Raw genomic sequence first — 13,079 nt, 5'->3', positions numbered from 1 at the left:
AAAAAAGCCGCAGTTGCTAAACTGCGGCTTTCGTACCTAGGGCGGGAATCGAACCCGCACTCGCTTTAAGGCGAACAGGATTTTAAGTCCTGCGTGTCTACCAGTTCCACCACCTAGGCAGCTATACTAGCTTTTAAAATTAAAATCCTTTCTCGAGAGAAAGGATTCGGAGCGAAAGACGAGGTTCGAACTCGCGACCTCAACCTTGGCAAGGTTGCGCTCTACCAACTGAGCTACTTTCGCTTGTTTCGATCTTTTTGAGACCGTTTTTCCGTTTTGGTGATGCAAATATAGGCAGTTTTCAATTTCTGGCAAATTATTTTTTAAAAAAATGTAAAGTATTTTATAAGTTATTGTTAGTCAGTATATCAAAAATAAAGTCGTTTTCATAGCCTTTGGACAGTGCGTACTGAGCCAACTTATTTCTTCGTTTATAAGGGTCTGATTCTTTCAAATGCGCTGCTTTTTTTTCTAACAATCCACGCAACTTATCATAATATGCTTGTTGGTTGATTTGGTTCAAAGCATTGTGAATAAGTCGCTGTGAAATTTGATGCAATTTTAGTCCCTGTCTGATTTTTATCTTACCCCAACTTTTGATCGTAAACTTTCCCGAAGCATAGGCTAAAGCAAAGCGTTCTTCGTTTAAGAAATTTTCGGTAATAAGGTCAGAAATAATTTCTTCAACATCCACTGGATGAAGCCCCCAGCTGTAAAGCTTATCACGCATTTCTTGTTGGCTCCTTTCTTGATAGGCACAGTAGCTTTCCGCTTTTGATTTGGCCTGTTGTCTTGTCAGCTTTTTTTGTTTTATCTCTTTCTCGTAGTCCATACTTCTAAAGTCGTAAAAAATTGCCGTATTCCTAAAAAATACTCAATTTTGGACCTGCAAAGGTAAATGGTTAGAAAAAGGTTCTAAAACCACTGCTTATTCAAAGAAAGACGGCTTTCTTTTGGCCTTTCCAAATATCCAGATATAGCATGAAATGAGCAATAAGATTTATACTGTACAAGATATAGCAACTATTGTTGCAGTAGCTTCCGAATTAATTGATCCTTCAGCCATTGTTTATACGCTAGCCTATGATAGTCGCAAAATAACGGATGCGAAACACGCTCTTTTTTTTGCGCTGCCTGGAAGGAGAGACGGACATCAATATGTGCAAGAGGCCTACCGTGCAGGTGTCAGGAATTTTGTTGTCAGGCCAGAAGCTGTTAACATTACCGATTACCTTAATTGCAATTGGCTTTTTGCGCAGGATACACTGCATGCATTACAACAGTTGGCTACCTACCATCGGAAGCAATTTGCATATCCTGTAATTGCGATTACAGGAAGTAATGGCAAAACTATCGTAAAGGAATGGCTTTATCAATTACTATCTCCGGAATACCACATTGTTCGGAGCCCAAAAAGTTATAACTCACAGCTTGGTGTACCTTTATCACTCTGGCAAATGGATGGACAACATAATTTAGCCATTATTGAAGCCGGTATTAGTAAAGTAGGTGAAATGGAAGCCATTGAAAGAATGGTGAAGCCAACAATTGGTATATTAACAAACATCGGCCATGCTCATGATGATGGTTTTGCTTCCACTAAAGAAAAGACCATTGAAAAGTTAAAGCTTTTTAAAGATGCTGATAAAATCGTTTATAACCCGATATACGTAGATTCAGCAATAGAGGTACCTGGTCGACATCATTTTACATGGAGAATCGGCAAAGGCGCTCAGCTGGAGGTAACGGCTTCTCTCAAGGAAAACGGATCGCAATACGTGTTAGAAGCAACGTACCTTCAACAGTCTTATGTGCTAACTGTGCCATTCGTGGATAAGGCTTCTATAGAAAATCTCGTTTGTTGCTGGGCCCTTATGTTAGCAATAGGTTATGAAGCGATGGTTATCGTTGATCGTGTGAAACGTCTCCTTCCTGTAAGTATGCGTTTAGAACTTAAAAAGGGCATTAATAACAACTCGATTATCGATGATTCGTATAGCAACGATCTGTCATCTTTACTGATCGCTTTAGACTTTCTGAAACAACAGCAACAACATTCACGTAAAATGCTGATACTTTCCGATTTACCGACAGTAGGGCAAAATCAAACGGCACTTTATACAAAAGTAGCCTCCATGCTCGAAGGCAAAGGACTTGATCGATTGATTGGCGTAGGAAAACACCTTCGTCAAAATGCAGCATTATTTCGTATGGATACCCAATTCTTTGATACAACAGAACAATTGCTGACAAATATACCTAAGCTTGAGATTCGAGATAGTACAATACTCATTAAAGGCAGTCGGGTTTTCGGCTTTGAAAACATCAGTAAAGCGCTTACGCTACAAACGCACGAAACTACGTTGGAAATTAATCTAAATGCGCTGGAGCACAATTTGAATGTTTATAAATCATTGTTGCAGCAAGGCACTAAATTGATGGTAATGGTAAAAGCTTTTTCCTATGGGAGTGGAAGTTTTGAAATTGCTAATTTGTTACAATTTAATAAAGTGGATTACCTAACGGTTGCTTATGCCGATGAAGGGATTGCTCTTCGAAAAAGTGGTATCACGCTTCCTATCGTAGTAATGAGCCCCGGAGAGGATACTTTCGAACAAATGATTGAGTATCGTCTTGAACCGGAGATATATAGCTTTTCTGAACTCGAAGCTTTTATCAGCAAGTTGCCTTCAGAAAAGATGGAAGCCTATCCGATACACATTAAGGTGGATACAGGTATGCATCGATTAGGCTTTGAACCGGACGATGTGGATCGATTATTGGCCAAATTGAAAAGAACCGATAAAATAGTCGTAAAAAGTGTATTTTCGCACTTGGCGGCAAGCGGGATCCGGGAACACGATAACTTTACATCAGAACAGATACGGTTATTTGATGTTTTTACGCAAGATTTAACGCGTGGCTTAGGTTATCATTTTATTAGGCATATAGCTAATACATCTGCTATTTCCCGCTTTCCGCAAGCACAATTTGATATGGTTCGTTTGGGCATCGGGCTATATGGTGTCTCAGCAGATGAATATCGTTCTTTGCCATTGCAGTCGGTAACTCGCCTCCGTACGGGGATTACCCAAGTTAAGTATATAAAGGCTGGAGATACAGTGGGTTATAATAGGAACGGGCGTTTAAGCGGCGACGGCACCATTGCTACGGTAAAGATCGGTTATGCCGATGGATACAGTCGAAGGTTTGGCAATGGCGTTGGAAAGATGCTTATAAAAGGAATGCTTGTACCCACTGTTGGAGATATTTGTATGGATATGTGTATGTTGGATGTTACAGGGATTGATGTTAGGGAAGGAGAGGAGGTTTTGGTAATGGGAGAGGAACTTTCTCCAGAAACATTGGCAAAAGCGATCGGGACTATCCCATACGAAATCCTAACAAGTATTTCACAACGCGTAAGACGCATTTATTACTTTGAATAAATTTAATCTACCCCATAAAATGTCGAATAGAACATTGTTGAGATTGTTATTAAACTACCTAATCAAAGGAGTTTTGTTTTTGGTGCCTTTAGCAGGTGCCTTACTATTGATCTTTTGGATCGTAGCAACAATTGATTCCGCTTTAAATCTAAGTTGGCTGATACGCGACGAAACAGGACAACCGCTGTATATACCGGGCTTAGGTATTGTCATAATGATCCTGATATTAATCCTTGCCGGTGTGATCGTTACCAATTTTATTACCGAGCCAATCTATAATCGATTGTATAAATTGTTAAACCGAGTACCGCTATTCAGTACATTGTATTCGTCGATTAAAGATTTTACAGAGGCATTTGTTGGGGATGAGAAAAAATTTAACGAGCCGGTTCTGGTAGAAGTGAATGAAACGGGACTCAAGAAAATCGGCTTTCTTACGCAGCACGATCTTCGTAAAATACACTTGCCGGAAGATGTTATTGTTTATTTTCCGTATTCCTACTCTTTTGCCGGGCAAGTTTGTGTGGTAAAGGCAAAACGTGTAACACCGCTAAAAATGAGCGCAACAGATGCCATGAAGCTCGTGGTTTCGGGTGGGGTAAGCGGATTAGAACACGAGGAGATGAAAGATATAAAGCCCTCTGCCGAATAGTTAATGGTGATCTTAATTTAACGCTTTCTGCAAAATAGTACAAGAAGCTGTTCTTGGGGGCCGGTGCAGAAAAATAGATACTGATCACCGCCATCTTTTATTTTGTGCTTCTTTTTTAATTCTTGCGGTTTCAATGGAAAATTTCTCGTGGATACATTTCCTTGAGTTGAATTCTTATTTTTTTTGAAATCACTATACGTTTCTACTTTAATAACCTCAAAACAGCGGCCAATAAAGCCTTCTTTGAAAGTTTCGGAGGTATATAAATGGGTATGTTGATGCAACTTCGATAAGTTGAAATGAACGGCCGTATATTTAAAACACCCTGCCTTTAACAGCGCTGCATCCGGTTCATATAAGTACCTCCCGGGATTATCAAAAACAGGTTGGCTCGTTTTCTCCTGTTCCTCGTTGAAGCGCAAAATGTCTGAAGTCTTGTTGCTAAGCGCCACACAATGAAAAGTGATTGCGTTTGTAGGGTTATTACGCAAAACAAATAGCAGCTCTTTGCATTCGTTGTGTACACTGATAATGTGAACGTCGGTAACTCCCGAAAGTTCATGAACAGCTGCCTGTATATCCAAAAGCGGTGCGGCTTTTATTAACACAGTTTTACCTCTCTGTTTAAGCAAAGGTCCATGCATAACTACGTCGGGCTCACAATCGCTTAGCCTAAACACCTTTTGCTGTTTGACTCTTCGCGAGGGATCGATGTAAATAAAATCAAAAACTTTATCGGAGGAATGAAGGTAGCCGATGCCGTCATTCGGGAAAAATTGAATATTCGTAACGCCAAGTTGTTTGGCATTATGCTCGGCTATCCGTGATAAAGAGGCATTGCGCTCGCAATGAATTACTTGCTGTGCGCGTTGAGCAAAGTAATAGTCGTCAACGCCGAATCCGCCGGTAATATCGACAATCGAGCTGCCGACATTTATTAATCCTCTTTTATAGGCGCCGGTAAGTGATGAAGAAGACTGTTCGAGTCCCAAGAGGCCCGGGTAATAGATATTCGTTGTATTAAACCATTGCGGTAATTTTTTTTGAGCTCGCTTCATCCCATCTAGCTGCTCGGCCAGTTCAGGGGCGCTTACATCCGGAAAGGGACTTTTCCCTAAGGCTATTGAAGCGGGAGATGCTTGGATATGATCCCGCAAGAAATTTTGCACTTCCGGTTTTAAAATCGCTTGGTTCATTTTTTTGGGTTTTTAGGACTAGTAATCAACTTGCAGCAATCGACTATCGCCCATATAATCACAACAGCTAATCAACTACTCGACGATTCTTCAACTCAACGAACTAATTAACTACCCACCGATCGAATAAGCATTTGGCAGGTATAGTTGTCCTGTAACTGCATGATCACTTCTTTATTTATCAATACCCGTTCAATTGTTTGCGGATTATGATATCGTATGGTTACGAGCTCCAAGTCGCGTGTAAACTCCACATCATATTGTTTTTTCAACTCTTTAATCAGAGAAACGATATTTTGTTCATCATAATCGACGCTCACCGAAAAACTAACTGCACTATTGTGCATCATATTGATCTTTAACCGATGTTTGGCAAACACATCAAAGATGTGACTGAAGTTATCCTCAACTATAAAAGAAAAGTCCTTGGGCAAAATAGAAATGAGTACCTGATTTACTTTAAAGATGAAAGAGGAGACCGGTAATGTATTATTGGTTGCCCTTATGATTGTGCCGTTGTTCTTGGTATCAACAAAAGAGCGTACGGCTAGCGCAATCCCCTTGTTTTGTAAAGGTTTAATTGTTTTCGGATGTATTACCGTGGCTCCATAATAAGTAAGCTCAATCGCATCTAAATAAGAAAGTTCAGGTATTAATTCAGTTGAGTCGAACCATTTTGGGTCTGCATTGAGCACCCCGGGAACATCCTTCCATATCGTTACTAGCTCTGCATCTAAGGAAGCAGCAAAAATGGCTGCGGTATAATCAGAGCCTTCTCTGCCTAGGGTAGTCGTGAAATTTTCAGAGGTGCTACCAATAAAGCCTTGAGTAACCAGTATATTTTTCTCCAATAGAGCGGGAATCGAAGATCGCATGCTGCGTTCGGTCTTTTCCCAATTTACCTGCCCTTCTCGAAAAGTATTATCGGTGTGGATATAGTTTCTAGCATCAATCCAAAGACTATGTATATCAACTTTTCTCAGGTATGCTTCTATAATGCGCGAAGAGACCAGCTCACCAATAGAAACAATCTGATCATACAAGTAATCATAAGCGTCTTGCGGCTCCTCTTCAATGATCCAATCGATCTCAACAAATAAATTGGCGACCTCGTCAAAAATGGAATGCTGTTTATCTTCAAATAGCTCGTCTAGCACCTGTTCATGAAATTTTTTGGCTTTTTCGAAAAGGTTGTATAGCTCCGGCTCTTGGTTATAATAGGCCTTTGTTACTTCTTCCAATAAATTCGTAGTTTTGCCCATGGCTGAAACTACAATAATAAGCTGTTGATCTTTATAATCTTCTACGATACGGGCAACATTTCTAACCCCGTCGGCATCCTTTACAGATGCACCTCCAAATTTAAATACCTGCATTAATTTGTTGTAATATTCTGTCTTAGCTGGGTTCGTATATGTTTGCCTTCCTCCGTCATCAATGAGTCGATCTGCTCATAGGGAATCATCAATTCTGTGATGCCTGCTGCGTAAGGTTTGATTTCATATACATTATACAAAAATAATAAACCTTTTGGGGTAAGGGTAAAGTTATTGTTTAAATGAAAACGATTATCTTCAAAAAAATAGGATTCGTCCAGTGCTTGCTCGGTAGATAGTCCCTCCTGTTTTCTGAATATCACTTCTGCTATCTTGGTTAGCGATTGTTGCTTTTCCACAGGGATAATCTTTTCAAGTCCAATGGTGTCGACTTTTAACGGGTCGTAATTGTAAAAAAGTGTATTATAGTTCCCGTGTGCTCCGCCTGTATAGTCGCTAAGTTCTAAGGATAGAGATAGAAAAGAAGGTTTGTTTTGTAATACCTTTGCGTGCATTTCAGAATACCAGGCACGGGGATATTCGTCCATTTTTACAAAATCTTCATAGTTTTCAATAAATGCTTTTGCTTCTTGTTCAATTGAATTATATTGCGTGTCGGGCTGCCTATTAGCTGTAAACTGTCTTTTGATTAAATCATTGATTTCCTTTTGTTCAAATTCAGGAAAAATCGCTTTGAAATAAGTCGTGTCTTTTTTTCCATCGTTATCCACAACCTCCTTACTTGATAATATATAATGCTGATACCGATAACGGAGCGTGTCAGCTTTTGCGACAGTTCTCCGTTCGTTGTTAAGATTGCATGATAGGAACAGCATGTTTGCACAAGTTAGTAGCAGGCTAGCGTTTATCAGTAAAGATTTTTTTATTCTAAACATATCAGCACTTTATTAAAGGAAGAGACAAAACGGCATATTAGACAAATTAACAAGGTAATCTATTAATTGTTTATCGAAACGTTAACCCATTCGGAATCAAAAGTTGCGCGATACTTTTTGTAAAAGTTTATCGCAGGCTCATTCCACTCCAATACTTGCCATACCATACCGCTATAGCCTTTGTTCTGCATCTCTTCAATAACTTTATCAAACAGAAGCTTGCCGATGCCACGACCTCGCATTTCTTGGGTAACAATTAAGTCCTCTAAATAAAGCCGTCGCCCTTTCCAAGTCGAATAACGTGTATAGTATAAAGCAATACCTTGTATAACGCCGTCAATTTCAGCTACAAAAGCCTCCCATACGGGATTCGCTCCAAAGCCGGCATCTTCCATTTCTTCCAGACTAACGGTCACCTCTTCCGGGGCCCTCTCATACAAGGCTAACTCATGTATCAATTCTAAAATTCTCGAACAGTCTTCTTTTTGCGCTTTACGTATCATGCTTTGTGTAATAAAATAGTCAAGTAGTTTAGTAGGGAAATAGTTGGGGAGTAGTTAAGTAGTTAAGTAGGAAAGTAGTTAAGTAGTCACCTAACTATTCAACGTCTCAACGACTCAACCATTTAACGACTCAACAACTAGTTAAGTAGTTTAGTAGGAAAGTAGTTAAGTAGTCACCTAACTATTCAACGACTCAACGACTCAACCATTTAACGACTCAACAACTAGTTAAGTAGTTTAGTAGGAAAATAGTTAAGTAGTCACCTAACTATTCAACGTCTCAACTATTCAACTATTCAACGACTCAACAACTAGTTAAGTAGGAAAGTAGTTAAGTAGTCACTAACTATTCAACGTCTCAACGACTTAACCATTTAACGACTCAACTATTTAACGTTTCAACAACTAGTTAAGTAGTTTAGTAGGAAAATAGTTAAGTAGTCACCTAACTATTCAACGTCTCAACGACTTAACCATTTAACGACTCAACAACTAGTTAAGTAGTTTAGTAGGAAAGTAGTTAAGTAGTCACCTAACTATTCAAAGTCTCAACGACTCAACCATTTAACGACTCAACAACTAGTTAAGTAGTTTAGTAGGAAAGTAGTTAAGTAGTCACCTAACTATTCAACGTCTCAACGACTCAACTATTTAACGACTCAACAACTTAACGTTTCAACAACTCAACGTGACCCAAATATGGTGCTTCCCAATCTAATCATTGTACTCCCTTGTTCAATGGCAATTTTATAGTCGGACGACATACCCATCGATAACTCCTTGAAAGCGTCGTCTTTTCGAAAGAAGCTGGCTTTAATGCCATTAAAAAGTGTTTTTAACTCATAGAATTCTTCTTTGATCAGCTTCTCATTATCGGTATTGGTAGCAATTCCCATTAGACCAACAATACGAACATTTTTAAGTATGCTGAATTCGTCGGATCGTAGTAGTTCGATTACTTCGTCGTAAGCCAAGCCAAATTTCGTTTCCTCGTCCGCAATATAAATTTGCAAAAGACAATCAATGATTCGGTCATGTTTTGACGCCTGTTTATTAATTTCCTGAAGCAATTTCAAACTGTCAACAGATTGAATTAATTTGATAAAGGGCGCAAGATATTTTACCTTATTTGTTTGTAAATGACCGATCATATGCCATTCAATATCTTTCGGTAAAACTTCGTATTTATCGCGCAACTCTTGTACCTGGTTTTCTCCAAACGTGCGCTGTCCGGCGTCATAAGCTTCTTGAATCTCAGTTACTGACTTGGTTTTTGAAACGGCTACCAATGTTACACCTACCGAATCTGTTTCTTTTTTAATCTTTTCTAAATTATCACTAATACTCATTTCTCTTATCAATTTTTTTCGCCCGCCCACACTTGTACCTTTCTTGGACAATTACTCATCGCAACCTAAACGCCTGCTTTAAAGCGGACGCAAAGGTAACTAATTGCATATGAAAAGCATTTTATCTAAGTTTGTGCGAATTTAAAGAAATGACTCGGTTATTAATAGTAATTCTTTCAGTGTTTTTGTTAGCGGCTTGTAATAAGGAGAAGGTGCCTGAAGGAGTTATCGCCCAAAAGAAGATGGTCCCACTTTTATGTGATTTTCATCTGGCTGAAGGATACCTGTCTTCCTTACCCATGGATTCGTCTCGCTTGCTGGCGAAAAATTATTATGCTTCCATCTTTAAAAAATATGACACTGATTCGGCTGGGTTTAACAAAAGCCTCGTCTTCTATTCAAAAGATCCGGGCTTATTGAATCAGATTTATGCCGAGGTGCAAAAGCGGTTGCAGCAATATCAAAAGGATGAACAAGCGAAGATAGATGCAAAAATGAGAAAGGTCTTCGTGGCCGATTCTTTAAAGAGTGCGTCCATTAAAGATAGTCTAGACAAAATAAAGGCTGATTCGGTGAATTTTCAGTTGACCAAAAATTTACTTTATCGGAAGCATACCGATTCGGCTAACCGTAAATCGGAGGCATGGTCTTTGCCCCTGGAGAAGGCATTGGTTAAACGAATCCTTTATATTCCGAATGGAAATAGCGAATTGAGTAAGTTGTTGTTACCCATAGATTCAATCAAGAAGTCCAAACCGGCAGACTCGTTGAAAATAAAGGGGCCGGTTAAGTCGAAGAGGCGTTAAGTTGTTAATTAGCCAAATTTTTAATTAGCCAATTAGTCAATGGTTAAAAGTTGAGTAGTTAAGTAGTGGAGTAGTAAGTACTTGAGTAGGGACTAACCCTCTGCGGCTTACAGCCTACAGCGCTACCTAAAGTTAAATAGAATGATATATCCTCAGAATGCTGTTGATAAATTGGGTTTTACCGAAATCAAGGCACTAATAAAAGCATACTGTTTAAGTGAAATGGGAAGGCAAATGGTGGACAAAATCCAGCCGATGCATCAGTTTGACCAGATCAATAAATTCATGCGTCAAACCTATGAATTTAAAGAAATATTACTGAACGATTCCCCCTTGCCCATAGAACATTTGTATCCCATACGTGCCCTCGCAGAAAAGGCTAGGGTAGAGGGGGTGTTTTTGACAGAAGAAGAGTTTTTTCATGTGCTACTGTCGTTGAAAACTGTATTTGCAGTTATCCGATATTTTAACGACCGAAATGGACATTATCCTAATCTGGAAGCATTATTCGAGCACTTGCCAATAGAAAAAGGGATTGTAAATGCTATTGAACGCGTAATCGATGCGAAAGGTAAAATTAAGCCCAACGCCTCATCGCTTCTCTCAGAAATTATCACCAATATTGCCAAAGCAGAGCAGGAGGCGCGCAAACGGATTGACCATGTTTTTAAAAGCGCTCAGGGAAACGGCTGGACGGCAGACGGAAACCTAACCGTTCGAGATGGCCGTTTATGCATCCCGCTATTGGCAGAAAACAAACGCAAGTTGAAGGGCTTTATTCATGACGAATCGGCTACGGGGCAAACGGTATTCATCGAACCCGAAGAAGTTTTTCATTTAAACAACAAAGTCCGCGATCTTGAATTTGATAAGCGAAGAGAAGTGATCCGTATTTTAATTGAATTAACGGATACATTACGTCCCAATATTCCGCTCTTGTTAGCCTATCATGGATTGCTTAGTAAACTTGATTTTGTGCGAGCCAAGGCACTATTTGCAATCGAATTGGAAGCGGATATGCCACAGTTATCAAAAGAAGCTGCCGTTGAACTGATAAACGCCAGACACCCCCTTCTGATGCTCAATTTTAAGAAGGAGAAACAAACAGTTGTGCCGTTGAATGTCAAAATAGATAATCAGCAGCGCGTAATCGTTGTTTCAGGACCTAATGCAGGCGGAAAATCGGTAGCGATGAAAACCATCGGCTTGTTGCAAATAATGGCCCAAGCCGGATTATTGATTCCGGCGGACGAGTCGTCGACGATAGGTGTTTTTAAACAATTTTTTGCTGATATCGGCGATGACCAGTCGATCGAAAGTGACTTAAGTACCTATAGTGCTCATCTTTCGAAGATGAAATACTTTACGGAACACGCGAACGGTAAAACGTTGGTGCTTATTGACGAATTTGGCACAGGTACTGATCCACAATTCGGTGGCCCGATAGCGGAAGCGGTATTGGAAGTTTTGAACCGTAAAAAAATAAGAGGGGTAGTTACTACTCACTATTCTAATTTGAAGAACTTTGCTAATGCGACAGAAGGCCTGGAAAATGCTTCCATGCTTTTTGATAATGCAGCCATGCATCCACTTTATATTTTAGAAATCGGGAAACCGGGTAGTTCTTATGCTTTTGAAATTGCACAAAAAATTGGATTGCCAACGGAGGTTCTACAAGCAGCAAAACAAAAGATAGGTGCACAACAAAAGCGGGTTGACACCTTACTTGTTGACTTAGAGCGGGAAAAGAAGACAATCCTGGATACCAAGCGTTTAGTTGAGAAAAGAGAAACTGCGCTCAATAAGTTACAACAAGATACCGAAGCTTTGCAACGCTATTTAGACGAGAATAAAAAGACAATCCTTAAACAAGCTAAGCTAGAAGCCCAGGAAATTATAAAAAATGCCAACAGGTTAGTGGAAAACACGATTTCAGAAATTAAGGAGAGCAAAGCAGATAGAGAGAGAACGAAGGCAGCTAGACAACACTTGCAGCAAGAGCTTGAACGCCACCAACTCAATGAACCAAAAACGAAAGGAGCTACGGTCGCTAATAACCAAGAAATACACGTTGGCGATTGGGTGAAAATTATAGAATCAGGTAATGTGGCTCAGGTACTGGAAGTTGCGAAAGATAACCTTATCTTGGCGATGGGTGATTTGCGATCGGTGGTGAAAAGAAAACGTGTAGAAAAAGTAGCAACAAAAGAGGTTCCAAAAGAAATTCGTAAATCTCATAGCGCAATGGTTACCGAAGAGTTAACGGGATTTTATCCTGAATTGGATGTAAGGGGCATGCGCACAGAAGACGCCCTTCAGGCGATCGAAAAGCACCTAGATAAGGCCATTATGTTGGGTTTTCCAAGCCTAAAGGTTATTCACGGTAAAGGAGATGGTATTCTTAGAAAAATGATACGGGATTATTTACGTAAATATTCGCAGGTTAACAGGATGGAAGACGAACATGCTGATAGAGGCGGTGATGGAATAACGTATGTATATTTGAATTAGCCTATCGAATGGGCTAATTCTTTACCTATTGGGACATTTTTTACAACGCTTGCCCTTCTTATATTTTTTGCAACACTTCTTGAACTCACAACAACCGGTATAAGGATTCAGTCCTTTGTGGTTTTCAGGATCTAACGGGCAGCCATTTCTTACCAGCTCCATCTCAAAAATGTTCAATACCTTCATCTTCATCAATTTACGCTGCCAAAGGTAAGTATTATTTAAATTAATTCTAAATGTTTTTTGGAATTGTTAAGTCACTGAGTTGTGGAGTGGTTGAGTAGTTAATTCGCTAATTAGCCGATTAGCCAATGTGATGATTAGCTAATGTGATAACGAGGGGCAGCGTTCTTAGTTACGCGCATCAGTCGGCTTATGGCTTATTGCTTACAGCCTATAGT

General features: G+C 39.6%; 10 protein-coding genes and 2 tRNA genes. 4 read left to right on the top strand and 8 right to left on the bottom strand.

Annotation, left to right across the window (positions count from 1 at the left end; all coding sequences use genetic code 11):
• Nucleotides 1-33: 33 nt before the first annotated feature.
• The 3 genes from FKG96_RS21180 to FKG96_RS21170 form a co-directional block, all read right to left on the bottom strand.
• A tRNA-Leu gene (locus FKG96_RS21180) sits at nt 34-119 on the bottom strand.
• Nucleotides 120-170: 51 nt separating this feature from the next.
• Nucleotides 171-243 (bottom strand) — tRNA-Gly (locus FKG96_RS21175).
• A gap of 100 nt (nt 244-343) precedes the next feature.
• Entirely contained in the window at nt 344-832 is a 489-nt protein-coding gene (locus FKG96_RS21170; RefSeq protein WP_130856805.1) for a regulatory protein RecX, read from the bottom strand.
• Nucleotides 833-986: 154 nt separating this feature from the next.
• On the opposite strand from FKG96_RS21170, the gene FKG96_RS21165 reads away from it, so the two are divergent.
• Nucleotides 987-3,449, top strand: coding sequence for a bifunctional UDP-N-acetylmuramoyl-tripeptide:D-alanyl-D-alanine ligase/alanine racemase (locus FKG96_RS21165; RefSeq protein WP_149106001.1), 2,463 nt, complete (start codon nt 987-989; stop codon nt 3,447-3,449).
• A gap of 19 nt (nt 3,450-3,468) precedes the next feature.
• On the top strand, nt 3,469-4,101 hold the full coding sequence (locus FKG96_RS21160) for a DUF502 domain-containing protein (protein WP_013667895.1): 633 nt from the start codon (nt 3,469-3,471) through the stop codon (nt 4,099-4,101).
• A gap of 17 nt (nt 4,102-4,118) precedes the next feature.
• Here the strand turns inward: FKG96_RS21160 and FKG96_RS21155 are convergent, their stop codons facing one another.
• The 5 genes from FKG96_RS21155 to FKG96_RS21135 form a co-directional block, all read right to left on the bottom strand.
• A complete protein-coding gene (locus tag FKG96_RS21155) occupies nt 4,119-5,297 on the bottom strand; it encodes a class I SAM-dependent methyltransferase (protein WP_130856807.1) in 1,179 nt (392 codons plus the stop codon).
• Between the two features lie 107 nt (nt 5,298-5,404).
• Nucleotides 5,405-6,673 carry an aspartate kinase gene (locus tag FKG96_RS21150; RefSeq protein ID WP_013667893.1) on the bottom strand — a complete coding sequence of 423 codons (1,269 nt, stop codon included), beginning with the start codon at nt 6,671-6,673 and terminating at the stop codon, nt 5,405-5,407.
• The gene (locus FKG96_RS21145) at nt 6,673-7,449 is read right to left on the bottom strand and encodes an RsiV family protein (RefSeq protein WP_165447010.1); all 777 of its coding nucleotides are present in this window, start codon (nt 7,447-7,449) and stop codon (nt 6,673-6,675) included. Before FKG96_RS21145 ends, FKG96_RS21150 begins: the two co-directional genes overlap by 1 nt.
• A gap of 122 nt (nt 7,450-7,571) precedes the next feature.
• A complete protein-coding gene (locus tag FKG96_RS21140) occupies nt 7,572-8,012 on the bottom strand; it encodes a GNAT family N-acetyltransferase (protein WP_013667891.1) in 441 nt (146 codons plus the stop codon).
• Between the two features lie 683 nt (nt 8,013-8,695).
• Nucleotides 8,696-9,361, bottom strand: a complete 666-nt coding sequence (locus tag FKG96_RS21135; protein WP_130856810.1) for a YggS family pyridoxal phosphate-dependent enzyme — start codon at nt 9,359-9,361, stop codon at nt 8,696-8,698.
• Nucleotides 9,362-9,510: 149 nt separating this feature from the next.
• On the opposite strand from FKG96_RS21135, the gene FKG96_RS21130 reads away from it, so the two are divergent.
• Both FKG96_RS21130 and FKG96_RS21125 read left to right on the top strand, forming a co-directional pair.
• Entirely contained in the window at nt 9,511-10,167 is a 657-nt protein-coding gene (locus tag FKG96_RS21130; RefSeq protein WP_130856811.1) for a DUF4296 domain-containing protein, read from the top strand.
• Nucleotides 10,168-10,308: 141 nt separating this feature from the next.
• Complete coding sequence (locus FKG96_RS21125) at nt 10,309-12,678, top strand: endonuclease MutS2 (protein ID WP_149106000.1); 2,370 nt, start codon at nt 10,309-10,311, stop codon at nt 12,676-12,678.
• The last annotated feature ends 401 nt before the right edge of the window (nt 12,679-13,079 follow it).

It is taken from the genome of Olivibacter sp. LS-1, from assembly GCF_008245145.1.
Classification (GTDB): domain Bacteria; phylum Bacteroidota; class Bacteroidia; order Sphingobacteriales; family Sphingobacteriaceae; genus Olivibacter; species Olivibacter oleidegradans.
The sequence above is the reverse complement of the archived record's forward strand: the minus strand, read 5'-3'. Positions and strand labels throughout refer to the sequence as shown.